Origin of the sequence: Pseudomonas vranovensis (assembly GCF_040438935.1) — a bacterium.
In the GTDB taxonomy this organism is placed as follows: domain Bacteria; phylum Pseudomonadota; class Gammaproteobacteria; order Pseudomonadales; family Pseudomonadaceae; genus Aquipseudomonas; species Aquipseudomonas vranovensis.
Map to the genome: position 1 here is coordinate 934,248 of NZ_CP159259.1, position 23,495 is coordinate 957,742.

The window sequence follows — 23,495 nt, forward strand, 5'->3', positions numbered from 1 at the left end:
TCCTGTCGTGCATGACAGGGGGGGGGCATGGACAATCCTGGCTTTGCAATCGCATGCCAAGGAGCGGGCCATGTACTTGAGTGAACACTTCACGCTGGCTGAGATGACGGTGTCGGAGACGGCAGCGCGTCGGGGCCTCGACAATTCACCCTCCCCGCAGATCATGGCCAACCTTCGTCGGTTGTGCGCCTTTCTCGAACGCGTACGGCTGCTGCACGGCAAGCCAGTACTGGTCAGCAGTGGCTATCGCAGTGTCGAACTGAACAGTGCCCTGGGCGGGACGCCCGGGAGTGCGCATACCCGGGGCCTGGCCGCGGATATCAATGTACCGGGCGTCACACCGGCAGCGTTGGCGCGAAGCGTGGCCGACAGCCGGCTGATGTTCGATCAACTGATTCTCGAATACGACCAGTGGGTACACATCGGCCTTGGCGATGCGCAGCAGCGTCGGCAATTGCTGACGATCCGCCGCGGTACCGGTTATCTTCCCGGCGTGGTCTGACAGGCGCTGGCTGATTGACGCGACAGGCATCTCTGAATATGCTGTATATAAACACAGTATATGGGGTGGCGTTTACCCCGAGGGTCCGGATCATGGTCAATGTCGAACAACTGAAATACACCGTCAATCGCATGTCCACCGAGGTGGTGAGCGAGGCGGTGCTGGAGTTGCGCCTCGATGGCCTGGTGCTGGAGGGCAAGACGCCGTTCAACAAACTGCATTTCAACACCTGCTTTGCCGAGATCGAAGCCTTGTTCCAGCGTGCCGGGTTTCACCGGCCGCTGGATGTGGTGGGGTACCAGGGGCTTATCTATGCCTTGTATGACCCAGGCCGCTGGGACGCTGTCGACGTACTGCGCTGGCTCAAGGAGTTCGTCGAGGCGGCGGCACCCCAGGCTGGCTGAGGCGCCGGGCATGCGGGATAATGCCCGACCAATCCGTCACGAGCGTTTCCATGGCCACTGCCCCTTTCGATCCGGCCCAGCACCAAGCCAGCACGGTCTGCCTGCCACCTGGCAACTGGGAGACGGTGCTCGATTGCCTGAGCGACCATTTCAAAGCCATTGGGCGCGAGCAATGGCTTGATCGTATCGCCCGCGGACGGGTGCTGGATGCCCAGGGGGAGCCGATCGCGGTGACACTGGCCTACAAGCCTGGGTTGCGCATCCACTATTTTCGCGAAGTGCCCAACGAGAAGCCGATCCCGGTTGTAGAGCAGATCCTGCACGTCGATGAGCACCTGGTGGTCGCGGACAAACCCCATTTCCTGCCGGTCACCCCGACGGGCGAGTATGTCGAGCACACCTTGTTGCGCCGCCTGATCCGTCGCCTGGGCAACCCCAACCTGGTGCCCCTGCATCGCATTGACCGGCACACCGCCGGGCTCGTGTTGTTTTCCGCCAATCCGCAGAGTCGCTCGGCCTACCAGTCGTTGTTCCCCAATCGCCAGATCGACAAGCGTTACCAGGCCATTGCCCGGGCGTTGCCTGAGCTCGAGTTTCCACGGGTGCACAAAAGCCGCATGGTCAATGGCGAACCGTTCTTTCGCATGCAGGAAGTCGAAGGGCAGAGCAATAGCGAGACCCTCGCCGAGGTACTGGAGAAGCACGGCGAGCTTTGGCGATACGGCTTGTCACCGGTCACCGGCAAGACCCACCAGTTGCGCGTCCACATGACTGCGCTGGGGGCGAGTATCTGCAATGATCCGTTCTACCCGCAGGTGGTCCACCAGCCGGACGACTACAGCAGGCCATTGAAGCTGCTTGCCCATAGCCTGCGCTTCAAGGACCCACTCAGTGGCGCAGAACGCTATTTTGAAAGTCGGCTGACACTCGACTGGTAAGGCAGGAAACGGCGCACCCGGTACCGGGTGCGCCGTTTTTTTCAGCGGTTGAAGCGTTCTACCAGTGAGTACTGGCTGGTGGCGGTTCGAGTCAGCTCTTCACTGAGCAGCGCCGAATGCTGGGCCTGCTCGGAGGTCTGGTCCGCCAACTCGGCAATGGTGCTGATATTGCGGCTGATCTCGTCGGCCACCGCCGTCTGCTCTTCGGTCGCGGCGGCAATCTGGGTGGCCATGTCGGTAATGTTGGCCACTGCTTCGCTGATACCGACCAAGGCCTGGTCGGCTTCCATTACCCGCGCCACGCCTTCCTCGGCCTGGCGATGGCCGGCCTCCATGGTCTGCACGGCATTGGTGGCGGTCTGCTGCAGTTTGGCGATCAGGTTATGAATCTGCCCGGTAGACTCGGCGGTGCGTTGGGCCAGTTGGCGAACCTCATCGGCTACCACGGCAAAGCCTCGGCCCATCTCGCCGGCGCGGGCCGCTTCGATGGCCGCATTGAGTGCCAGCAGATTGGTCTGATCGGCAATGCCTTTGATCACATCGACCACGCCACCGATTTCATCGCTGTCGCGGGCCAGTTGGGTCACGGTCAGGCCGGTTTCGCCCACGGCAGCCGACAGCCGCTGGATGGCATCACGGGTCTCGCCGGCGATGTCGCGCCCGCGCCCAGTCAGGCGATTGGCTTCCTGTGTGGCATCGGCTGTGCGCTGAACGTGATTGGCCACTTCCTGGGTGGTGGCGGCCATTTGGTTGACTGCAGCAGCGACCTGTTCGGTCTCGACTCGTTGACGCTCCAGGCCCGACGAGCTGTTATGGGCCAGGGTATCGGATTGCCGCGCCTGTTCGTTGAGGTGCTCGGCGGTGTCCTGCAGGCGGGTCAGGCAGGTCTTCATGCGTGCATCCTGGCTGAGCATTGCCATTTCCAGGCGGGCCTGGACTCCACGGCTGTCTGTGTACATCTGCGCGATGAGTGGGTCGGAGGTGGTCTGTTCGGCCAGGCGCAGCAGGCGTTTGAGGCCGCGCTGTTGCCAGCTCAAGCCCAGCAGGCCGAGTGGCACCGACAGGGCAGCAGCCAGGGCGAAGCCCCAGGAATGCCCCAGCCAACTGCCGATCAGGAAACCAACCTGGCTGACCAGAATAAACGGCAACCAGTCCTGCACCACCGGCAGCCATTTATCGCGACGCGGAATCGCCGACTTGCCCTGGTTGATGCGCTGGTACAGGGCTTCGCCCCGGCGGATCTGTTCGGCCGTGGGTTTGACCCGCACCGACTCGAAGCCCACCACCTGATTGTTCTCGAACACCGGCGTGACGTAGGCGTTGACCCAATAGTGGTCGCCATTCTTGCAGCGGTTCTTGACGATGCCCATCCATGGCAAGCCTTGCTTGAGCGTGGCCCACATGTGCGCAAACACGGCAGGTGGCACATCCGGGTGGCGCACCAGGTTGTGCGGCGCGCGCATCAGCTCCTCGCGGGAAAAACCGCTGATCTCGACAAAGGCATCGTTGCAATAGGTGATCACACCTTTGGCATCGGTAGTGGAGATCAAGCGTTGTTGAGCAGGGAAAGTCCGTTCGCGCTGGGTAATCGGCTGGTTGTTACGCATAAGCTGTTCAATCCGCAAGGCTTTCGAGGGGTATCGGCAGCGTGGAGGTTTTGTTGAATGAATATTTGCAGTTCGTCACGGTTTCAACAGGGGGTAGGTGAAGCCGACGAAGTGGCTCAGGTTAAGCGCGAAATGGCAGAGCACGGCGGCATACAGCCCACCCTGACGATAGGCCAGGCCGTAGCCAAGGCCTGCCAGGGTTGCCAGCAGCACCCACTGCCAGCCAGCACCCAGGTGAGCAATACCGAATATGCCGCTGGCCAGCAGTAGCGCCAGGGTGCGGTGGTGCAGCAGGCGTTCGAGCCCGCCCTGGATGTACCCGCGAAACAGCAGCTCTTCGGTCAAGCTGACCAGTAGCAGGTTATTCAGCGCCCAGATCCAGGTTTGCTCGGGCCATTTGGGCGCCCAGGCCACAATGCCCAGTAGCCAGGCACCGCCCAGGCACACGGCGATGATCGTCGCCAGCGTCAGGGCCAGGCCCGCCGCTGGGCGTTTGCCGCCGATACCCAGCACCCAGGGGCAGGCCAGCAGGAGCCAGAAACCGATCAAGGGTTTGTCCAGGTTCAGGTGCATGGAGAACGGCAGGGCACCATCGCTGAAAACAGCCTTGTCGATCACCTTGGCACCCTGGAAACCCGGAACCCAGTGCAGGGCCAGGCTCAGTGCCAGCAATATGAACAGGGCGTGGCCGAGTGACTGTTGCCAGCGGACGGAGCGGTTCGCCAGCAGCCCGGCTCCTGCCAGGGCGACCAGGCCAGGCACGGCATGCAGGCCAAGGCTGCCGTGTGCAAGTGCAACGGCGTAGCCCAGGCCTAGCATGGCCAGTCCGATTCCTTGCGAGACAAGCATGTAGATTCCTTTGGCAGTGAAGACCTGATGCTTACGACTCCCTGGGCGCCAACCAGGACACGTTCATCGGCCATGCCAAGGACCGGGCGCGCCGCCATGCTGGCCGGCGTCCCAGCGAAGAAGGCCCGGCCGTCGTGGGCCGGGCCTTTGTTTCAGGCTGCGATCAATTGCCGCAGCACATAGTGCAGGATGCCACCGGCCTTGAAGTACTCCACTTCATTGAGCGTGTCGATGCGGCACAACACTTCGATCTGTTCCTGGCGACCATCCGAGCGGGTGATCTTCAAGTTCAGCGGCATGTGAGGCCGGATGTCCGCGTTGCTCAGACCAAGAATGTCGATGCGCTCGCTACCGTCCAGGGCCAGGGTCTTGCGGGTCTGGCCGCTGACGAATTGCAGCGGCAACACCCCCATGCCGACCAGGTTGGAGCGGTGGATACGCTCGAAGCTCTCGGCCAGCACCGCTTTGATCCCCAGCAGGTTAGTGCCTTTGGCCGCCCAGTCGCGGCTGGAACCGGTGCCGTACTCCTGGCCTGCAATCACCACCAGCGGGGTACCATCGGCCTGGTAGCGCATGGCCGCGTCATAGATCGCCATCTTCTCGCTGGTGGGGGCATACAAGGTGTTACCACCTTCTTCGCCGCCGAGCATCTCGTTGCGGATACGGATGTTGGCGAAAGTGCCGCGCATCATCACTTCATGATTACCTCGACGCGAGCCGTAGGAGTTGAAATCACGCGGCTCTACACCCTTGTCGCGCAAATAGCGACCGGCGGGGCTGTCGGCCTTGATGTTGCCAGCCGGGGAGATGTGGTCGGTGGTCACCGAGTCGCCGAGCAGGGCCAGTACCCGAGCGCCGTGAATGTCTTCGATGTGCGGCAAGGGGCCGGTGATGTCATCGAAGAACGGCGGGTGCTGGATGTAGGTGGAGTCGTCCTGCCACACATAGGTCGCTGCCTGGGGCACGTCGATGGCTTGCCATTGGGCGTCACCGGCGAAGACTTCGGCGTACTCCTTGTGGAACATCGCGGTGTTGACGCTGGCCACCGCCGCGGCGATTTCTTGCTGGCTCGGCCAGATGTCGCGCAGGTACACGGGTTGTCCATGGGTGTCGGTACCGAGCGGCTCGGTGGACAGGTCCAGGCGCACGCTGCCCGCCAGGGCATACGCCACCACCAGCGGTGGCGAGGCCAGCCAGTTGGTTTTCACCAGCGGATGCACCCGGCCTTCGAAGTTGCGGTTGCCTGACAGCACCGAGGCCACGGTGAGGTCGGCGCCGGTAATGGCTTTTTCGATGGCGTCGTCCAGCGGTCCCGAGTTGCCGATACAGGTGGTACAGCCGTAGCCGACCAGATCGAAACCCAGTTCATTCAGATAGGGCGTAAGGCCGGCAGCCTTGTAGTAGTCGGTCACCACCTTGGAGCCGGGGGCCAGCGAACTCTTGACCCAGGGTTTGCGCGTGAGGCCTTTTTCGACGGCTTTTTTCGCCACCAGACCTGCGGCCATCATGACGCTGGGGTTGGACGTGTTGGTACAGGAGGTGATCGCCGCGATCACCACCGCGCCATCGCGCAGCAGGTGGCTTTGCCCCTCGTGTTCATAACTGGCCTCGCCAGCCTGATCGGCATTGCCCACGGCCACACCGCCGCCGCCTTCGCTTTCCAGGCGGCCCACCTCTTTGTTGGAGGCACGCAGTTGCAGGCCGAGGAAGTTGTCGAACGCCTGACTGACCTGAGACAGCGCGACCCGGTCTTGGGGCCGCTTGGGCCCGGCCAGGCTGGCTTCGACTTCATTCATGTCCAGTGCCAGGGTGTCGGTGAATACCGGTTCCTGACCGGGCAGGCGCCACAGGCCCTGCTCCTTGCAGTAGGCTTCGACCAGTTGGACGGTTGCCTCGGGGCGACCCGACAGGCGCAAGTAGTCCAGGGTAACCTGGTCGACTGGGAAGAATCCGCAGGTGGCCCCGTATTCCGGGGCCATGTTGGCGATGGTGGCGCGGTCGGCAAGCGGCAGGTCGGCCAGGCCGTCGCCGTAGAACTCAACGAATTTGCCTACCACGCCTTTCTTGCGCAGCATCTGGGTGACCGTCAGCACCAGGTCGGTGGCGGTGATGCCTTCACGCAGTTTGCCGGTCAGTTTGAAACCGATGACCTCCGGAATCAGCATCGACACTGGTTGGCCGAGCATGGCGGCCTCTGCCTCGATACCGCCAACCCCCCAGCCGAGTACGCCCAGTCCATTGATCATGGTGGTGTGCGAGTCGGTGCCGACCAGCGTGTCGGGGAAGGCATAGGTGCGACCGTCTTCCTCGCGGGTCCAGACCGTGCGGCCAAGGTATTCCAGGTTGACCTGGTGACAGATGCCGGTGCCCGGTGGCACCACGCTGAAGTTGTCGAAGGCGTTCTGGCCCCAGCGCAGGAAGGCATAGCGTTCACCGTTGCGCTGCATCTCGATGTCGACGTTCTGGGCGAAGGCTTCCTGGCTGGCGTAACGGTCGACCATTACCGAATGGTCGATGACCAGGTCCACCGGCGACAACGGATTGATCCGCTGCGGGTCGCCGCCGGCCCTGGCCATGGCGGCACGCATGGCGGCCAGGTCGACCACGGCCGGTACGCCAGTGAAGTCCTGCATCAATACCCGTGCCGGGCGGTACTGGATCTCACGGTCGGAGCGCCGTTCCTTGAGCCAGTCGGCCAGGGCGCCAAGGTCGTCGCGGGTGACGGTCTTGGCGTCTTCCCAGCGCAGCAGGTTTTCCAGCAACACTTTCAGCGACATGGGCAGGCGTTGCAGATCGCCGAGACTCTTGGCGGCCGCGGTCAGGCTGAAGTAGTGATAGGCACGGTCGGCGACCGTCAAGGTCTTGAGGGTTTTCAGGCTATCGAGCGAGGGCATTTCCAACTCCTTCTGCGCCGGTGATCGGCAATCTTCCCTGCAGTCGCCGATTCACCGCCTCTGTGACGGTCCGCACGGCACGGACCTGGCTGAGCGGTCAGGTTAGCCCTGTTTGGCGGGCCTGACCAAGTACTGGACCGGCGGGGCGTGTCGCAGGTTCCGAACTTCCTTTATCATTCGCCGATTTACCGGCGCTGTGAATTGCGCCCGGTCAGGGTTGGGGTGTTTGGCCGCCAACCGTTCTGGAGTGAAGATGAATACCCTGTTTATGCATTGCCGGCCCGGTTTCGAGGGCGAAGTGTGTTCCGAAATCGCCGACCATGCCGCGCGGTTGAACGTCGCCGGCTACGCCAAGGCCAAGCCACAGAGTGCTTGTGCCGAATTCATCTGCAACGATGCCGAAGGCACCGAGCGCTTGATGCGTGAACTGCACTTCAGCCAGTTGATCTTCCCTCGGCAGTGGGCCCGTGGTGCCTACATCGAGCTGCCGGAAACCGACCGTATCAGCGTGTTGCTGGAATCCCTGGGCGATTACCCGGTGTGTGGCAGCCTGTGGCTGGAAGTCATGGACACCAACGACGGCAAAGAGCTTTCGACGTTCTGCCGCAAGTTCGAGGTGCCGTTGCGCAAGGCCCTGAGCAAGGCCGGGCGCTTGGTCGACGACCCGAGCAAACCACGCCTGCTGCTGACCTTCGTCAGTGGCCGGCGAGTGTTTGTCGGCCTGGCGGCAGCTGACAACTCGGCGATGTGGCCGATGGGCATCCCGCGCTTGAAGTTCCCTCGCGAAGCGCCGAGCCGCTCGACCCTGAAACTGGAAGAGGCCTGGCATCACTTCATTCCCCGTGATCAGTGGGAGGCGCGGCTGTCGGATGACATGACAGGCGTCGACCTCGGTGCAGCGCCGGGCGGCTGGACCTACCAGCTGGTCAAGCGCGGTATGTTGGTGACGGCCATTGATAACGGCCCGATGGCCGAGAGCCTGATGGATACCGGATTGGTCCAGCACCTGATGGCAGATGGCTTTACCTACAAGCCCAGGCAGACGGTGGACTGGATGGTCTGCGACATCGTCGAAAAGCCGGCGCGCAGTGCAGCCCTGCTGGAAACCTGGTTGGGCGAAGGGCTGTGCCGTGAGGCGGTGGTCAACCTGAAGTTGCCGATGAAGCAGCGCTATGCCGAGGTACGGCGCTTGCTGGAGCGGATCGAGGAGGGTTTCAAGGCGCGCAAGGTCAAGGTGTCGATCGGCTGCAAGCAGCTGTACCACGACCGTGAAGAGGTCACCTGCCACCTGCGCCGCCTGGACCTCAAACCACGGTAGGAGCGGGCTTTCCCCGCGATGAGGCCAGTGATGCCCATGAAAATTGCGGGACAAGCCCGCTCCTACCGACAATAGCTGATTGTTTCCGGAGTTCTACATGACCGTTCTCACCCCAGACGCAACCCTCGACGCCACTGGGCTCAACTGCCCGGAGCCTGTGATGATGCTGCACCAGCACGTGCGCGACCTGGCCGCTGGCGGCTTGCTCAAGGTGATCGCTACCGATCCGTCGACCCGTCGCGATATTCCCAAGTTCTGTGTGTTCCTGGGCCACGAGCTGGTCCAGCAACAGGAAGAAGCGGGCATCTACCTGTACTGGATTCGCAAGAAAGCCGACTAAGCCCGTTCAGCGCGGCGAATGTGTTTGCCGCTGCTGCGTGCCAGGCGAATCGACAGCATCAACGCTGCGCAGGTCAGGCCGGCGATCAAGCCTTCCCACAAGCCATTGGGGCCACTGGCCGGGCCGAAGTAGTCGGTCAGGCCCAGCAGGTAGCCGACCGGCAAGCCGATACCCCAGTACGCGAACAGGGTCAGGATCATGGTGACTCGGGTGTCCTGGTAACCACGCAGGGCACCGGCCGCGATCACCTGGATCGCATCGGAGAACTGATACAGCGCGGCGTACACGATCAGCATCGCGGCAATCTGGATCACTGTCGTGTCCGGGGTGTAGATCGAGGCAATCGGCTCGCGCATCAGCAGGATCAATCCCGCCGAGAAGCAGGCGAACATCAGTGCCGCGCCCAACCCAACCAGGGCGGCAAAGCGGGCCTGGCGAGGCTCACCTGCGCCAAGGGCCTGGCCGACCCGTACCGTTACCGCCATCCCCAATGAGTACGGAATCATGAACAACAGCGAGCTGATGTTCAGGGCAATCTGGTGCCCAGCTACTACGGTCGCGCCGAGGCTGCCAATCAACAGGGCAATCACGGCGAAAATGCTCGATTCTGCGAACACTGCAATGCCGATCGGCAGGCCGACGCCCATCAAGCGCTTGATCACCGCCCACTGCGGGCGTTCGAAGCGCACCAGCACGCGGCTGTTCTGGTAGGCCGGAGCCCAGCGGCTCCAGCCGGCCATGCTCAGCGCCATGAACCACATGACAATGCCGCTGGCCCAGCCGCAGCCGACGCCACCCAGCGCCGGCAAGCCGAAGTGCCCATAGATCAGCACGTAGTTGAGCGGGATGTTCAGCAGTAGGCCCAGTACACCAATCACCATGCTCGGGCGGGTACGACCCAGGCCGTCGCTGTAGCAGCGCAGTACGTAATAGAGGGCAATGCCAGGAAAGCCGAAGGCGATGCCTTGCAGGTAGCCCATGCTGGGGTCGATCAGTTGCGGGTCGACCTTCATCAACTGCAGGATCGGCTCCGCGCAAACCAGCAGGCCGCTGGCAATCAACCCGACAAGCAGTGCCAGCCACAGGGCCTGGCGCACCAGTGGGCCGATCTCGGCGTGCTGGCCGGCGCCGAAGCGCTGTGCGACCTTGGGTGTGGTGGCCAGGAGGATGCCGGTCATCAGCAGGAACACCGGAATCCAGATCGAGTTGCCCAGTGCCACGGCGGCCAGGTCACGTGGGCTTACCCGCCCGGCCATGACGGCATCGACAAAGCCCATGGCAGTAGTGGCCAGCTGCGCGACGATAATGGGTAACGCCAGCAGCAGCAGGCCGCGCAGCTCGGTACGGATTCGTGCGGCGCGGGGCAGGGTGGGAGGAAGGGTGTCGTTGGTCATCGATGTCACAAGGCAGGCGTCCACAAGAAAGTTGCGCGGAACGGCGTAGTGTACGCTTTGACGCCTCGGTCAGGAAATGCACCGGTTGGTTACCCACCTTGCTGGATTAGCCTCCGTCAAGCGCCTACACTGCGCACCCCGATAGGAGAGCGCCATGCTGATTGTTGCCGACGAGAATATCCCGCTGCTCGATGCCTTTTTTGCAGGTTTTGGCGAGATCCGCCGCCACCCTGGACGCGCCATCGACGCGGCCTGCGTGAAAGACGCCGATGTTCTGCTGGTGCGCTCGGTGACCCGTGTCGATCAGGCATTGCTCGAAGGCAGCAAGGTGCGCTTTGTCGGTACCTGCACCATCGGCACCGACCACCTGGCCCTGGATTATTTTGCCCAGGCCGGTATCGAGTGGTCCAGCGCCCCAGGCTGCAATGCGCGCGGGGTGGTGGACTATGTACTGGGCAGCCTGTTGACCCTGGCCGAACTCGATGGCGCCGAACTGCCTCGCCGCACCTATGGTGTGGTCGGAGCGGGTGAGGTGGGGGGGCGCCTGGTGAGCGTGTTGCGCGGGCTGGGCTGGAAGGTGCTGGTCTGCGATCCGCCGCGCCAGGCCCGCGAAGGCGGCGACTACGTAAGCCTGGAGCAGATTCTCGCCGACTGCGACGTGATCAGCCTGCACACCCCGTTGACTCGCGAAGGCGAAAACGCCACCTGGCATTTGCTCGGCGCCCGACAGTTGGCCGGTGTGCGCCCGGGCACCTGGCTGATCAACGCCAGCCGTGGTCCGGTCATCGATAATGAGGCGCTGCGCGAGCTGCTGCTGGCGCGCGAAGACGTGCTGGCCGTGCTGGATGTCTGGGAGGGCGAGCCACAGGTAGACCTGGAATTGGCCGATCTCTGTGTACTGGCCACGCCACACATTGCAGGCTACAGCCTGGACGGCAAACAGCGCGGTACTTCACAGATCTATCAGGCTTTCTGTGCCTGGCGCGGTGAGCCTGCCGCGGTACAATTGGCCGACCTGCTGCCGCAACCCTGGTTGGCCGAAATTGGCCTGCAGGCCGAAACCGATCCGGCCTGGGCCTTGGCTACCCTGTGCCGCGCCGTGTACGACCCGCGCCGCGACGATGCGGATTTCCGTCGCAGCCTGAGCAATGATCCGGTCGAGCAAAAAGCGGCGTTCGACACACTGCGCAAGCATTACCCTTCTCGTCGCGAGATCGAAGGCCTGACCGTGCGCTTGCAGGGCGACGCACCGCAACTGGCGCAGATGGTTCGTGCCCTGGGCGGCGTGCTGGTCTGAATCACAGGCAACAAAAACCCGGCGTATATGCCGGGTTGAAGAATCTGGGTGGGTCAGTCTTTCTTGGCGGGTTCCTTGCGGCTCTGCTCCAGCTTCTCGCAGGCTTGCTGGATCATCTCTTCGGTGATCGTGATCTCTTTGCCATGTTGGTCAATGATCGATCCACCTACCGGCGCCTGTGGGTTAGGCGTGGTTTTTTGCTGCGTGTTACTACCCTGTTGCAAGCCCATTTCCTGTCTCCTCATCAGGTTGCAAGCTCAGACTAGATGCGCTTCGTGACCGGGCTGTGACAGCCTCTTCGGTGATCACTGTACGACCCTTCCAGTCCACCAGAAAGCCGACTAAACCTCCAGCAGTACTTTAGAACGAAACGGTCTAGCCACTTTCAGTGCGGACCTTAAAGGTTCGCATGCCCGTTCCGGATCCGACGGCCTGCCTTGCCGCGAGTTCCTTGGCGCAAGACGAGCGGTCAGGTGTAGGCTGGACGAAACTGCTGATCAACGGTCCTTTCATGCTCAATCGCTTTTCTTCCCGCCAGCGCCAGGCGCTGCGCCTGGGCTGGCGCTTCATTCGACCTTATCGCAAGCAGGTGTTGTTGGCTTTGCTGGCACTGGTGGTTACGGCGGGCATCACCTTGTCCCTGGGGCAGGGCATACGCCTGATGGTCGATCAGGGGTTCATGACCCGCTCTCCGCAATTGCTCAACCAGTCCATCGGTTTTTTCCTGATATTGGTGCTGGCGCTGGCAATCGGTACCTTCAGCCGCTTTTACCTGGTGTCGTGGATCGGTGAGCGGTGCGTGGCCGATATCCGCCAGCAGGTGTTCGACCATCTGATCTTCCTGCACCCGGGCTTTTTTGAGCGTAACCGCAGCTCGGAAATCCAGTCGCGCCTGACCGCCGATACCACCTTGCTGCAATCGGTGATCGGTTCGTCGTTGTCGCTGTTCCTGCGCAATGCCCTGATGGTGCTGGGGGGGATCGTTCTGCTGTTCATCACCAACCCCAAGCTCACCAGCATCGTGGTGCTGGCCTTGCCGCTGGTGCTGGCACCGATCCTGATCTTCGGGCGTCGGGTGCGCACGCTGTCGCGTCAGAGTCAGGACCGCGTGGCCGATGTGGGCAGCTACGTGGCCGAGACTCTGGGGCAGATCAAGACCGTGCAGGCCTACAATCACCAGGCGCGGGACCAGCAGCGTTTTGGTAGTACGGTGGAGGCGGCCTTCAGCGTTGCCCGCAAGCGCATTCTGCAGCGCGCCTGGTTGATCACGCTGGTGATCGTACTGGTACTCGGGGCTGTTGGCGTCATGCTCTGGGTCGGTGGCATGGATGTGATCGCGGGGCGGATTACGGCCGGAGAGCTGGCAGCTTTTGTGTTCTACAGCCTGATCGTGGGCGGTGCCTTTGGCACATTGAGTGAAGTCATTGGCGAACTGCAGCGCGCTGCCGGGGCGGCCGAACGAATAGCAGAGCTGCTGGCTGCACGCAGCGAAATCACCGCTCCGGCAGAGGGGGTGGAACGCACGCCGGCACGGGTCAGCGGTCATCTTGAACTGCAGGGCATCCACTTTGCCTACCCCTCGCGGCCAGAACCTGCGGCCATCGACGGTTTGAGCCTTAGCGTGGAAGCGGGGGAAACCCTGGCACTGGTCGGGCCTTCGGGGGCGGGCAAGTCGACCCTGTTCGACCTGTTGTTGCGTTTTTATGATCCCCAGCAGGGCCGCATTCTGATTGATGGCCAGGACCTGAACCGGCTCGACCCGCAGGACCTGCGCCGGCACTTCGCCCTGGTGGCCCAGAATCCCGCACTGTTTTTCGGCACCGTAGAAGAGAACATCCGCTACGGCCGCGCCGATGCCAGCTTCGAGCAAGTAGAGGCTGCCGCCCGCAGCGCCCATGCCCATGAATTCATCCTGCAATTGCCTCAGGGCTATCAGACCCATTTGGGCGATGCGGGTTTGGGGTTGTCTGGCGGTCAGCGGCAGCGGCTGGCAATAGCCCGGGCGTTGCTGGTGGATGCACCGATCCTGTTGCTGGACGAGGCCACCAGTGCCCTGGATGCCCAGAGCGAGTACCTGATTCAGCAGGCGCTGCCGACCCTGATGAGCGGCCGCACCACCCTGGTGATCGCTCACCGCTTGGCCACCGTGCAGCATGCCGACCGCATCGCGGTGATTGACCAGGGGCGTCTGGTGGCGATCGGCACCCATCGCCAGCTGATTGCCGAAAGCCCGCTATACGCCCGGTTGGCGGCGCTGCAATTCAATGTCATTACGGATTTGTGACAGGGTTCCACAGGCTGTCACATTTCTGTAGCAATCCCCTGAGAGTATCTATCCCAGCTGTTGCGTAACGCTCGAACTTGGCTGCTATCGACCGATGGCAGCTTTTTTTTCGCCTGTTGCTCCCTATCTTCTTGTACCGAGATTCCTTCCGATGTTGCGTAAATCCCTCAGAGTGCAAATTCTTGCCTTACTCGGTGGCAGCCTGTTGGCGATACTGCTGATCGCGCTGGTCTGCTTTCAATTGCTGTCGTCCAGTGTGCGCGGGTATGGGCAGTTGATTGACGGACCGCTACAAGCCTCACAGTTGATCGATGAGGCCAACTTGCAGTTCAAGGTTCAGGTTCAGGAGTGGAAGAACGTGCTGTTGCGTGGTAAACAGCCGGCCGAACGGGATAGATACTGGCAGCAATTTCTCGCCCGTGAGCAGCAGGTACAGCGCATTCTCGAGCAATTGATCCAGGGTAGCGATGCGACGCTCAGGGCGCGCGCCGAGCAGTTGAAGGAAAGCCACCGCCAGCTCGGGCAGGCTTATGAGCGGGGGCGGCAGGCATTTCTTGCCGCGGGCGCCGATCCCGTGGTCGGCGATCAGGCTGTCAAGGGTGTGGACCGCGCCGCCAGTGAGCAAATGAGCACACTGGTCAGTCAACTGCGCAGCGAAGCCCAGGCTCGCGCCCATGCTATCAGCCAGTCGGCAGAGCGTACGGTGTGGCTGGGGCTGCTGGTGATGTTCGGCTCGGCGTTGCTGGTCGGCCTGCTCAGCCTGTGGCTGGTGAACCGTAGCCTGATCGAGCCGATCCGTGGCTTGATTGAATATGTCGCGCAGTTGAGCCAGGGGCGTTTCGAGGCGCACGTTCCCAGCAATCGCCAGGACGAGCTGGGCCGCTTGGCGGTCGCGGCCAACACCTTGCGTGATTTTCTCGCCGATACCATCGTTCGCTTGCAGGACAATGCAGGCGAGCTGGAAACCGCCAGCGGCGAATTGCGCACCCTTGCCGGCAGCATGGCCCGCGGCACCGATGACCAGTTCCAGCGCACCGACCAGGTAGCCACGGCGATGCATGAAATGTCGGCCACTGCCCAGGAAGTTGCGCGCCATGCCGCGGAGGCTGCGCGTGCGGCCGATGACGCCGATCACAGTGCCCAGGCAGGCAAACAGGTGATGCAGGCCACGATCGCCACCATCGCTACGGTCAATCAGGAAATTGCCGGCACGGCGGCGGTGATTCGCCACCTCGAGGCTGACAGCGCCCGGATCGGCAAGGTGTTGGAAGTGATCCGCGGGATTGCCGAGCAAACCAACCTGCTGGCGCTGAATGCTGCCATCGAGGCGGCGCGCGCAGGGGAGGCGGGTCGCGGCTTTGCTGTGGTCGCCGACGAGGTGCGCAGCCTGGCCCAGCGCACGGCGGCCTCGATTGCTGAAATCAACCAGATTATCAGCGCGGTACAGTCCGGTGCCCTGGAGGCGGTCAAGGCCATCGAAAGCGGTCAGCAGCGTAGCGAGGAGGGTGCCGAGCAGGTGCAGCATGCCGGCCAGATGCTGCAACGCATTACCGTGGCCGTGGAAGCCATTCGCGACATGAACCGACAGATAGCTACCGCCGCTGAAGAACAGACCAATGTCGCCGAAGACATTTCTTGCAATCTGGTGGCAATCACCCGTATCGCCACCGCCAACCAGCAAGCCGTGCAGCATGCCGAGCAGGCGGGACATCGTTTGCATGGCTTGTCGGGGCAGTTGGGCGAAGTGACTGCGCGGTTGAGTGCCTGATCAGGCAGGGGGGAAATCCGCCACATTGTTGGTCCCGAGGCCATAGGCGTGGCGGAATGTCGCCAATAAAACCGATAAATATGGGGTGCGACGACTCGTCCTAGCTATTAGCCCTTGGTATTGCAAAAGTTGGCCTGCTTTGTGCTTATAGGCGGGTAGGCCTATGCCTCGCAAGCACCCGGCGGCCATCTGTACAGCCAACCGTCAGGGTGACGACCGTTCCCGATCCATCGAACAACCCCAGCCGCCAACCCTAGCGCGTGCGTTCAGGCCAGTTGCCTGAGTGCCGGGCCCAGCTAAGCTTTGGTCTGCGCGAGCGACAACAAGAATCCGGGCGTGCACAACGGGACCAGCGGTCATTGCCAATTACTTCACCTCAATTGGATTGAATTATGAAAAAAATCCTGCTGACGCTCCTGTGCCTGAGTGTCATCGGCTGCTCCAAGCCCAGCGAGCCAGAGAAAACCGTAGACGTGCTGTTGATCGGCGGCGGCATCATGAGCGCAAGTCTCGGTACCTACCTCAATGAGCTGGAGCCGGGCTGGTCGATCGACATCTACGAGCGCCTGGACAAGGTCGCCGAAGAAAGCTCCAACGCCTGGAACAACGCCGGTACCGGTCACTCCGCGTTCTGCGAGCTGAACTACACCAGCGAAGGTGCCGACGGCAAGATCGACATCAGCAAAGCGGTCGGGGTCAACGAGCAGTTCGAAATCTCCAAGCAGTTCTGGGCCTATCAGGTCGAGCAGAATGTGCTGAGCAACCCGAAATCGTTCATCAACAACGTTCCACACATGAGCTTTGTCTGGGGCGAGAAGAACGTCGAGTTCCTCAAGAAGCGCCATGAAGCCCTGCAGCACAGTTCACTGTTCCGCGGCATGGAATACTCCGAAGACCACGCCCAGATCCAGAAGTGGGTGCCGGTCGTGATGGAAGGCCGTGCTGCCGACCAGAAGATTGCCGCAACCCGCATGTCGATTGGTACCGACGTCAACTTCGGCGAGATCACTCGCCAGATGATCGCTTCGCTGACCAAGCACGACAACGTCAAGCTGCACGTGCAGCACGAAGTGCGCGACATCGTGCGCAATGCCGACAACACCTGGACCGTGGTCGTAGCAGACCTGGCCAACAAGGGTGTGGAGCGCAGCGTGAAGGCCAAGTTCGTCTTCATCGGTGCCGGTGGTGGCGCCCTGAAACTGCTGCAGAAGTCGGGCATTCCCGAGGCTGATGGCTACGCAGGCTTCCCGGTAGGCGGCCAGTTCCTGATGACTGACAACCAGGACATTGTTTCCCGCCACAAGGCCAAGCTGTACGGCAAGGCTTCGGTCGGCGCGCCACCGATGTCTGTTCCGCACCTGGACACCCGTGTGATCGACGGCAAGGAAGTGTTGCTGTTCGGCCCGTTCGCCACGTTCTCCACCAAGTTCCTGAAGAACGGTTCGCTGCTGGATATGTTCGCGGCGCTGACCACCCACAACATCCTGCCGATGACGCATGCGGGTATCGACAACATCGACCTGAGCACCTACCTGATGGGTCAGTTGATGCTCAGCTTCGAAGACCGCATGGATGCCCTGCGCGAGTACTACCCGAATGCCAAGGATCAAGACTGGAAGCTGCTGCAGGCCGGTCAACGTGTTCAGGTCATCAAGAAAGACCCGGTTCACGGCGGCGTGCTGCAGTTCGGTACCGAAGTCGTAGCCTCCCAGGACGGCACCATCGCCGCGCTGCTGGGTGCATCGCCAGGCGCCTCGACCGCTGCACCGATCATGCTGACCGTGCTGGAGAAGACCTACAAGGATCGCATCAAGACCCCTGAGTGGCAGTCCAAGCTCAAGGAGATCGTTCCGACCTACGGCCAGAAGCTCAACAACAACCTTGAGCTGACCAACAAGACCCGTGAATGGAGCAGTTCGCGCCTGGGTCTGCTGTATGTTCCCGTACAGCCGGAAGAGACCGCTGCGGTACAGGCTGAGCCTGCACTGTAAGCATCAGCGTCGGTAGAAACGAACAACCCCCTTTGCAGGGGGTTGTTTAGTTTCCGGGCCTTGAAAGCATCGCGGGGCGAGCCTGCTCCTATCGGTAGGCGCGGGTTTGCCCTGCAATTGACGCTATCAGTGACGCTTCTTGCGATGGTCATCGGCCAGGTTGTTGCCCAGTGCGCCACCGGCCGCGCCGCCCAGGCCGGCACCAATGGTAGCGCCGGTCTTGCCACCGAGCTTGTTGCCTACCAGCGAACCACCGGCCGAACCCAGGCCGCCACCAATGGCTGCCTTGGTCTTGTTGCCTTTCTTCGCGGCCATGGCACTGCCCGTGGCACCGCCGACGCCGGCACCGATCGCGGCACCGGTACTGCCGCCGAGCTTCTGCCCGACCACGTTCCCCAGTGCACCACCCAGGCCACCGCCAATAGCAGTCTGGCCATCGCCAGCCACGGCGCCGTGTGCGCACAGCAGGCCCAGGGTCAGGGCGGCAAGAGTCTTACGCATGTGAATCAACCTCAAAGTTCGAAAGGCGCGCATTCTGCTGGCACCGTCGTCGCGGCGCAATGCTGGCCAGTGCAGTTTGTGGAATGACAGGCACGAAAAAGCCCGCATCAAGGCGGGCTTTTCGTTGAGCGGTCTGGTCGGAGAGACAGGATTCGAACCTGCGGCCTTCTCGTCCCGAACGAGACGCGCTACCTGGCTGCGCTACACTCCGATGGAGAAAATATTACTCAAAATTTTCTCCCGGGCAAGCCCCCTTCAGGAGGCTTGGCGCAGGTTTCAGAGGTCCTTGACGGTACGCACCTGATCCTTGTTGATACGGGTTTGCTTGCCATCAAGTTGTTCGAATTCGTAGAAACCCGACTCCTCATCGTACTGCGGCGTGTCGACTGCCTGGATTTCTCGCCCGTCATTCAGGGTGATGACGGTCGGTGATGCACAGCCGGCCAGGGTGCCCAGACCCAGGGCGAGCAGGAAAGCGGGAAGGGTCCGTTTAATCATGGTGTTTCTCCAGTTAAGGATGGTGCGTATTGTTCTTCAGACGCAGGGTGGCTGCGCAAGTTCCTTGTCGATTGCAGCATAGCGGTTGCCAACCGATAGTGACGGGCAAAAATCCTGCGAGGGGCTGTGATATAAATTCGTCCCATACTCCCTACCACTCATGGATTCAAGGTCTGATGAAAGCCAAGGCAGATACCCCTTTCGTGCCGCTGAACATCGCGGTGTTGACGGTCAGCGACACCCGTACCCTGGACACCGACACCTCCGGCCAGATGTTTGTCGATCGACTCACCGAGGCCGGCCATGGCCTTGCCGCACGGGTGTTGCTCAAGGACGACCTGTACAAGATTCGCGCCCAGGTGGCCACCTGGATTGCCGATGAACAAGTGCAGGTGGTGCTGATCACTGGCGGTACCGGGTTCACCGGTCGCGACAGCACCCCGGAGGCGGTCGCTTGCCTGCTGGACAAGCAGGTCGAGGGGTTCGGTGAGCTGTTCCGCCACATCTCTGTGGCGGATATCGGCACCTCTACCGTGCAGTCCCGTGCCCTCGCAGGGCTGGCCAACGGTACTCTGGTTTGCTGCTTGCCAGGTTCTACCAATGCGGTGCGCACCGGCTGGGACGGAATCCTTGCCGAACAGTTGGACGCTCGTCATCGTCCTTGCAACTTTGTCACCCACCTGAAGCAGGCCGAACCCTGCGCGACTCGTGGCTGAGGCGCCTGTGAACAGAGCCTTGATGCCGGTCGAGGATGCCCTGGCGCAATTGCTGGCCCTGGCAGAAGCAGCGCCGATCGTTGAGGTCGAACAGCTGGCGCTGGCAGAGGCTGAAGGCCGGGTGCTGGCCCGGGAACTGGTCGCAGGACTTGACCTGCCGCCCTGGCCGAACAGTGCCATGGACGGTTACGCCCTGCGTCTTGCCGATTGGCAGGGCGAGCCGTTGCCAGTCAGCCAGCGGATTTTTGCCGGGCACGCCCCGCAGCCGCTCGAGCCAGGTACCTGTGCGCGGATTTTCACTGGCGCGCCACTGCCGCCAGGCGCCGACTGCGTCGAGATGCAGGAAAACGTCGAGGTCCAGGCCGATCAGCGCGCACGTTTCACCGAGCCGCTGCGCGTCGGCCAGAATGTTCGCCCGCAGGGCCAAGAGGCTCACAAGGGCGAGTCGGTACTGGCCGCCGGTACGCGCCTGGGGCCTATCGAGTTGGGTCTGGCTGCCACGCTCGGGTTTGCCGGGCTCACCGTGGTGCGCAAGGTCAAGGTGGCTGTGCTGTCTACCGGCGATGAACTGGTTGAGCCGGGCTTGCCGCTTGGGCCTGGGCAGATTTACAACAGCAACAGGCGTTTGCTGGTGAGCTGGCTGCAACGCCTGGGATGCGAAGTGATCGACGCCGGTATTCTTGCCGACGACCTGCAGAAAACCCGGGATTGCCTTGCCGGCTTGCAGCACGTCGACCTGATCCTTTCTACCGGAGGCGTTTCGGTCGGCGAGGCCGACTATCTGGGGCTCGCCCTGCGCGAAGCCGGTGAAATTGCGCTGTGGAAACTGGCGATCAAGCCCGGCAAGCCGCTGACTTTCGGGCACTACAACGGTGTGCCGGTCATTGGCCTGCCGGGCAATCCAGCCTCGACGCTGGTGACCTTCGGGCTGCTGACACGTCCCTATCTGCTGCGCCGCCAGGGTGTGGTCGATGTGGCGCCGCTGCAGTTTGCAGTGCCTGCGGGTTTCGACTGGCCGGTTGCCGGCAATCGCCGCGAGTACCTGAGAGCACGCCTGGAGCAAGGGCAGGCGCTCATCTACAAGAACCAGAACTCGGGTGTATTGCGCAGTGCCGCGTGGGCCGAGGGCCTGGTGGAGGTCCGTGAGGGCACTACACCGACCAAGGGCGACAGCGTGCAGTTCATTCCCTTGAGCGAGCTACTCGGCTGAACGGCTGAGCAGGCCGTTGCTGCTCGGCTCGGCACGTATCGGCGCACGCTGAGTCAGGCGCGCATGTACGTTTTCGAGCTGCGCGGCAGCAATGCTCCAGTCATGGCGATCATTGACGAACTGGCGCGCCGCCTCTGACAGTTGGCGCATGCGCCAGGGCTGATTGAGCAATTGGGTGATCAGCAGCGCCAGTTGATCGGCGTCGTCGCTGCCCAGGTAGTGCTCGCCCAGGTTCACTTGCAATCCAGACACGCCCTTGAGCGTAGTGACGACCGGCAAGCCTGCCGCCATGGCCTCCAGAACTTTGATTTTCGAGCCGCCGCCATAGCGCAGTGGCGCGAAGAAAATTGCTGAATGGCGCTGAAGCTCGCGCAGATCAGGCAGATACCCGACCCATTCGATCCGCGGATCGGTCCAGCGTGACTTCCAGCTTTCTGGCAGCCCATACCCAACCACGGCCAGGCGCACTGCCGGATTGCTCTGCCACACCTGCGGCAGGATGTCTTCGAGCGCCCACTCAACCGCTTCCAGGCTTGCGCCATGCTCGAAATTGCCGACAAACAATAGCCGCTGACTGTGCGGCGAGGGGTGAATGTCGTGAAAGTGCGCGCAGTCGACACCGTTGATCACCAGCGAAGCGGGGTTGCCGGTCATCTGGCGGATGTGTTCGGCATCGGAGGGGCTCACTGCTACCACTTCGCGGGCCTGGCCCAGCACACGGCTTTCCCAGTGCCGATAGCGCCAGCGGTCGAAGGCATTGAAGGGGCGCAACCACAGCGGCAGACGGTCGTGACAGGCATCGCCTGCGGCTGATTCGATCGTGTGTTCGCTGAGCACGAAGGGCAGGCCGCGGGCTTGCAGGGCCCTCTCGAATGGCTGGAAGCTGTAGCTGTGTTCGATCTGGATTACATCCCAGTGCTCGTCCAGCAGGTGCTCGAAGCAGTGGCGCAGATGCGGTGCCAGGCCGTTGACGCTGGCCCGCATGGGGTAACCGACGTACAGCGCCGCGAGGACATTCAGCGGGCTGTGCAAGGGCCGCCTGGGCAGCACGATCAGGCGTTCGAGCAGGGGCTCGAGCGCTTGGCGCGCCGCTTCGCTGGGTGGGATCTTCGATTGCACCAGCAAGGTGATCTGGTGACCGCGCTGCGCCAGGCTGCGCAGCAGGTGATATTGCCGGGATTTGCCGCCGCTGGTGGTCGGCCAGGGCAGGTAAGGCAGTGTCCAGAGTACGCGCATGACCCCTTTCCTCTGTTACCGGGCCGGTGACGACGACATGCAGATAACAAGGACGCGCCCGGGGTGTCAGCCGATGGCTGGCTCCCGGGCGCGTCCGTAGCTATCAGTAAAGCGCACGATGTCGTCCTCGCCCAGATATTCGCCACTTTGTACTTCGATCATGACCAGGTCGATCACGCCGGGGTTGGTCAGGCGATGTACCCGCCCAGGCTTGATGAAGGTCGATTCGTTGGTGTCGAGCTGGAATTCCTTTTCGCCGTTGGTCACCCGGGCTGTGCCGCTGACCACAATCCAGTGTTCGCTGCGGTGATGGTGCTTTTGCAGTGACAGTGACGCTTGCGGGTGGACCATGATGCGCTTGATCTTGAAACGCGGGCCTTCCTCAAGAATCGTGTAGGTGCCCCACGGTCGATCGACAGTGCGGTGCAGGCGATAAGCCGCATGGCCCTGATGCTTCAACTGCTGGGCAATCACCTTGACCTCTTGGCTGCGCGAAGCGTCGGCCACCAGCAAGGCGTCGGGTGTATCGATGATGATCAGGTTGTCCAGGCCCACGCCACCTACCAAGCGGCGGGGCGAGTCGATGTAGCAATTGCGTACATCGTGCAGCACGGTTTCGCCGTTGCAGCGGTTGCCCTGAGGGTCGGCGGCTTGAAGCGCGCGCACGGCCTGCCAGCAACCGATATCGCTCCAGCCAAGCGTTGCCGGCAGGACGGCAACCTGGTGCGAACGCTCCATCACGGCATAGTCGATGGAAATGTCCGGCACTGTCTCGAACGTTGTCGGGTCGAGCTCCAGTTGCAGTTCACCCAGGCCCTGCTTGCACGAACTGTGTTGCAGGCAGTGGTTGACGGCGGCCAGTACCTGGGGGGCGTGGCGCTCAAGTTCGGCGAGAATCGCATCCACGCGCATGCAGAACATGCCGGCATTCCACAAGTGTTGACCGCCCCGCAGGTACGCTCGGGCTCGCTCGGCGTCGGGCTTTTCGACGAAGTGCGCGACCTTGTAGCCAGGGCCGGCCAGTGGCTGGCCTTTTTCGATGTACCCAAACCCGGTTTCCGCACGATCCGGTACCAGGCCGAATGTGCTCAGCCAGCCCTGTTCCGCTAGCGTGCGGGCATCGCCGATGGCGCGCTCGAAGGCATCCAGGTCGGTGATCAGGTGGTCGGCCGGCAGCACCAGCAGGTGGGCGTCCTCGCCGTAGAGGCTGGCGCAGTGCAGGGCTGCGGCGGCGATGGCGGGTGCCGTGTTGCGTCCGAATGGTTCGAGGATAAAGTCCAGGTCCAGGCTGGCCGGGTTGACCTGGCGATACTCATCCAGTGTGCGGAAGTACACCTCGCGGTGGGTCACCGTCAGCACGCGCTCGACGCCGGGCAGGTTGCTGGCGCGGGCAAAGGTTTTTTGCAGCAGGCTCTGACCATCGGGCAGGCGCATGAAAGGCTTGGGCATGGTTTCGCGGGAAACGGGCCAGAGCCGAGTGCCGGCGCCACCGGCGATGATGCAGGGAATCAGAGCGCTCATCTAATGGCCTTGAAGTCGGTGCACTGGAGCTACAGTGCAGTAAGAAAATTCTGTATTTGAGTGTCAATAAAATGCCACTCTTATTGGTTGTATTAAGTATGGCCAATAATTTGTCGAGTGCTGGGTGCAAATGGCCATGTTTACAATTTTGCTGCATGCAGGCGCCTGGGAATTATCCGTTACATCGGCAATCAGGTGTGCAGCATTCACGTGTTTGTGTCGGTCCA

20 protein-coding genes and 1 tRNA gene are annotated in these 23,495 nt (G+C 62.1%); 11 read left to right on the forward strand and 10 right to left on the reverse strand.

The window, feature by feature from the left end; genetic code table 11:
• Positions 1-70 precede the first annotated feature (70 nt).
• The 3 genes from ABVN19_RS04370 to ABVN19_RS04380 all read left to right on the forward strand — a co-directional run bounded on the left by ABVN19_RS04370 (position 71) and on the right by ABVN19_RS04380 (position 1,844).
• Complete coding sequence (locus tag ABVN19_RS04370; protein ID WP_028945892.1) at positions 71-502, forward strand: D-Ala-D-Ala carboxypeptidase family metallohydrolase; 432 nt, start codon at positions 71-73, stop codon at positions 500-502.
• A 92-nt stretch (positions 503-594) separates the two neighbouring features.
• Entirely contained in the window at positions 595-906 is a 312-nt protein-coding gene (locus ABVN19_RS04375; protein WP_028945893.1) for a hypothetical protein, read from the forward strand.
• A gap of 50 nt (positions 907-956) precedes the next feature.
• Positions 957-1,844 carry a pseudouridine synthase gene (locus ABVN19_RS04380; protein ID WP_028945894.1) on the forward strand — a complete coding sequence of 296 codons (888 nt, stop codon included), beginning with the start codon at positions 957-959 and terminating at the stop codon, positions 1,842-1,844.
• 41 nt (positions 1,845-1,885) lie between these two features.
• On the opposite strand, the gene ABVN19_RS04385 is transcribed toward ABVN19_RS04380, so the two are convergent.
• The 3 genes from ABVN19_RS04385 to acnA all read right to left on the reverse strand — a co-directional run bounded on the left by ABVN19_RS04385 (position 1,886) and on the right by acnA (position 7,194).
• Positions 1,886-3,451, reverse strand: a complete 1,566-nt coding sequence (locus tag ABVN19_RS04385) for a PAS domain-containing methyl-accepting chemotaxis protein (RefSeq protein ID WP_028945895.1) — start codon at positions 3,449-3,451, stop codon at positions 1,886-1,888.
• A gap of 75 nt (positions 3,452-3,526) precedes the next feature.
• Complete coding sequence (locus ABVN19_RS04390) at positions 3,527-4,300, reverse strand: type II CAAX endopeptidase family protein (protein ID WP_028945896.1); 774 nt, start codon at positions 4,298-4,300, stop codon at positions 3,527-3,529.
• Positions 4,301-4,452: 152 nt separating this feature from the next.
• Entirely contained in the window at positions 4,453-7,194 is a 2,742-nt protein-coding gene (gene acnA, locus ABVN19_RS04395; RefSeq protein WP_028945897.1) for an aconitate hydratase AcnA, read from the reverse strand.
• A 253-nt stretch (positions 7,195-7,447) separates the two neighbouring features.
• On the opposite strand from acnA, the gene rlmM reads away from it, so the two are divergent.
• The gene (gene rlmM / locus ABVN19_RS04400) at positions 7,448-8,512 is read left to right on the forward strand and encodes a 23S rRNA (cytidine(2498)-2'-O)-methyltransferase RlmM (protein ID WP_028945898.1); all 1,065 of its coding nucleotides are present in this window, start codon (positions 7,448-7,450) and stop codon (positions 8,510-8,512) included.
• 97 nt (positions 8,513-8,609) lie between these two features.
• Positions 8,610-8,852 (forward strand): sulfurtransferase TusA, encoded by a 243-nt coding sequence (gene tusA / locus ABVN19_RS04405; protein WP_028945899.1) that lies wholly within the window; start codon positions 8,610-8,612, stop codon positions 8,850-8,852.
• Here tusA and ABVN19_RS04410 read toward each other — a convergent pair.
• The gene (locus ABVN19_RS04410; RefSeq protein WP_028945900.1) at positions 8,849-10,255 is read right to left on the reverse strand and encodes an MATE family efflux transporter; all 1,407 of its coding nucleotides are present in this window, start codon (positions 10,253-10,255) and stop codon (positions 8,849-8,851) included. The genes tusA and ABVN19_RS04410 overlap by 4 nt on opposite strands.
• 145 nt (positions 10,256-10,400) lie before the next feature.
• On the opposite strand from ABVN19_RS04410, the gene pdxB reads away from it, so the two are divergent.
• A complete protein-coding gene (pdxB, locus tag ABVN19_RS04415; protein ID WP_028945901.1) occupies positions 10,401-11,543 on the forward strand; it encodes a 4-phosphoerythronate dehydrogenase PdxB in 1,143 nt (380 codons plus the stop codon).
• Positions 11,544-11,596: 53 nt separating this feature from the next.
• Here the strand turns inward: pdxB and ABVN19_RS04420 are convergent, their stop codons facing one another.
• Positions 11,597-11,773 (reverse strand): PA1571 family protein, encoded by a 177-nt coding sequence (locus ABVN19_RS04420; RefSeq protein ID WP_167332141.1) that lies wholly within the window; start codon positions 11,771-11,773, stop codon positions 11,597-11,599.
• A 281-nt stretch (positions 11,774-12,054) separates the two neighbouring features.
• Here ABVN19_RS04420 and ABVN19_RS04425 point away from each other — a divergent pair, with 281 nt between their 5' ends.
• The 3 genes from ABVN19_RS04425 to mqo all read left to right on the forward strand — a co-directional run bounded on the left by ABVN19_RS04425 (position 12,055) and on the right by mqo (position 17,586).
• Positions 12,055-13,827 (forward strand): ABC transporter transmembrane domain-containing protein, encoded by a 1,773-nt coding sequence (locus tag ABVN19_RS04425; RefSeq protein ID WP_028945902.1) that lies wholly within the window; start codon positions 12,055-12,057, stop codon positions 13,825-13,827.
• Between the two features lie 151 nt (positions 13,828-13,978).
• Positions 13,979-15,595 (forward strand): methyl-accepting chemotaxis protein, encoded by a 1,617-nt coding sequence (locus ABVN19_RS04430; RefSeq protein WP_105642311.1) that lies wholly within the window; start codon positions 13,979-13,981, stop codon positions 15,593-15,595.
• A 392-nt stretch (positions 15,596-15,987) separates the two neighbouring features.
• Positions 15,988-17,586: a malate dehydrogenase (quinone) gene (gene mqo, locus ABVN19_RS04435; protein WP_028945904.1), complete on the forward strand. Its 1,599-nt coding sequence runs from the start codon at positions 15,988-15,990 to the stop codon at positions 17,584-17,586.
• A 126-nt stretch (positions 17,587-17,712) separates the two neighbouring features.
• On the opposite strand, the gene ABVN19_RS04440 is transcribed toward mqo, so the two are convergent.
• The 3 genes from ABVN19_RS04440 to ABVN19_RS04450 form a co-directional block, all read right to left on the reverse strand.
• Complete coding sequence (locus ABVN19_RS04440) at positions 17,713-18,087, reverse strand: glycine zipper domain-containing protein (protein ID WP_028945905.1); 375 nt, start codon at positions 18,085-18,087, stop codon at positions 17,713-17,715.
• A gap of 134 nt (positions 18,088-18,221) precedes the next feature.
• Positions 18,222-18,298, reverse strand: a tRNA-Pro gene (locus tag ABVN19_RS04445).
• A 65-nt stretch (positions 18,299-18,363) separates the two neighbouring features.
• Positions 18,364-18,585, reverse strand: a complete 222-nt coding sequence (locus ABVN19_RS04450; RefSeq protein WP_028945906.1) for a YgdI/YgdR family lipoprotein — start codon at positions 18,583-18,585, stop codon at positions 18,364-18,366.
• A 176-nt stretch (positions 18,586-18,761) separates the two neighbouring features.
• On the opposite strand from ABVN19_RS04450, the gene moaB reads away from it, so the two are divergent.
• Both moaB and glp read left to right on the forward strand, forming a co-directional pair.
• Positions 18,762-19,301: a molybdenum cofactor biosynthesis protein B gene (gene moaB / locus ABVN19_RS04455; RefSeq protein WP_028945907.1), complete on the forward strand. Its 540-nt coding sequence runs from the start codon at positions 18,762-18,764 to the stop codon at positions 19,299-19,301.
• Positions 19,302-19,323: 22 nt separating this feature from the next.
• Entirely contained in the window at positions 19,324-20,511 is a 1,188-nt protein-coding gene (gene glp / locus ABVN19_RS04460) for a gephyrin-like molybdotransferase Glp (protein WP_105642310.1), read from the forward strand.
• Here glp and ABVN19_RS04465 read toward each other — a convergent pair.
• Together ABVN19_RS04465 and ABVN19_RS04470 are read right to left on the reverse strand one after the other, a co-directional pair.
• Entirely contained in the window at positions 20,500-21,747 is a 1,248-nt protein-coding gene (locus ABVN19_RS04465; protein WP_105642309.1) for a glycosyltransferase family 4 protein, read from the reverse strand. The two genes, glp and ABVN19_RS04465, sit on opposite strands and share 12 nt — an antisense overlap.
• A 66-nt stretch (positions 21,748-21,813) precedes the next feature.
• On the reverse strand, positions 21,814-23,268 hold the full coding sequence (locus tag ABVN19_RS04470; protein ID WP_028945910.1) for a mannose-1-phosphate guanylyltransferase/mannose-6-phosphate isomerase: 1,455 nt from the start codon (positions 23,266-23,268) through the stop codon (positions 21,814-21,816).
• Positions 23,269-23,495 lie beyond the last annotated feature (227 nt).

Coding starts and splice junctions, on each gene's coding strand:
- ABVN19_RS04470 (WP_028945910.1), bottom strand. CDS start 23,268: ATGAGCGCTCTGATTCCCTGCATCATCGCCGGTGGCGCCGGCACTCGG.
- ABVN19_RS04465 (WP_105642309.1), bottom strand. CDS start 21,747: ATGCGCGTACTCTGGACACTGCCTTACCTGCCCTGGCCGACCACCAGC.
- ABVN19_RS04370 (WP_028945892.1), top strand. CDS start 71: ATGTACTTGAGTGAACACTTCACGCTGGCTGAGATGACGGTGTCGGAG.
- ABVN19_RS04420 (WP_167332141.1), bottom strand. CDS start 11,773: ATGGGCTTGCAACAGGGTAGTAACACGCAGCAAAAAACCACGCCTAAC.
- ABVN19_RS04385 (WP_028945895.1), bottom strand. CDS start 3,451: ATGCGTAACAACCAGCCGATTACCCAGCGCGAACGGACTTTCCCTGCT.
- ABVN19_RS04380 (WP_028945894.1), top strand. CDS start 957: ATGGCCACTGCCCCTTTCGATCCGGCCCAGCACCAAGCCAGCACGGTC.
- acnA (WP_028945897.1), bottom strand. CDS start 7,194: ATGCCCTCGCTCGATAGCCTGAAAACCCTCAAGACCTTGACGGTCGCC.
- ABVN19_RS04425 (WP_028945902.1), top strand. CDS start 12,055: ATGCTCAATCGCTTTTCTTCCCGCCAGCGCCAGGCGCTGCGCCTGGGC.
- ABVN19_RS04390 (WP_028945896.1), bottom strand. CDS start 4,300: ATGCTTGTCTCGCAAGGAATCGGACTGGCCATGCTAGGCCTGGGCTAC.
- tusA (WP_028945899.1), top strand. CDS start 8,610: ATGACCGTTCTCACCCCAGACGCAACCCTCGACGCCACTGGGCTCAAC.
- ABVN19_RS04450 (WP_028945906.1), bottom strand. CDS start 18,585: ATGATTAAACGGACCCTTCCCGCTTTCCTGCTCGCCCTGGGTCTGGGC.
- glp (WP_105642310.1), top strand. CDS start 19,324: ATGCCGGTCGAGGATGCCCTGGCGCAATTGCTGGCCCTGGCAGAAGCA.
- pdxB (WP_028945901.1), top strand. CDS start 10,401: ATGCTGATTGTTGCCGACGAGAATATCCCGCTGCTCGATGCCTTTTTT.
- ABVN19_RS04375 (WP_028945893.1), top strand. CDS start 595: ATGGTCAATGTCGAACAACTGAAATACACCGTCAATCGCATGTCCACC.
- mqo (WP_028945904.1), top strand. CDS start 15,988: ATGAAAAAAATCCTGCTGACGCTCCTGTGCCTGAGTGTCATCGGCTGC.
- ABVN19_RS04440 (WP_028945905.1), bottom strand. CDS start 18,087: ATGCGTAAGACTCTTGCCGCCCTGACCCTGGGCCTGCTGTGCGCACAC.
- ABVN19_RS04430 (WP_105642311.1), top strand. CDS start 13,979: ATGTTGCGTAAATCCCTCAGAGTGCAAATTCTTGCCTTACTCGGTGGC.
- rlmM (WP_028945898.1), top strand. CDS start 7,448: ATGAATACCCTGTTTATGCATTGCCGGCCCGGTTTCGAGGGCGAAGTG.
- moaB (WP_028945907.1), top strand. CDS start 18,762: ATGAAAGCCAAGGCAGATACCCCTTTCGTGCCGCTGAACATCGCGGTG.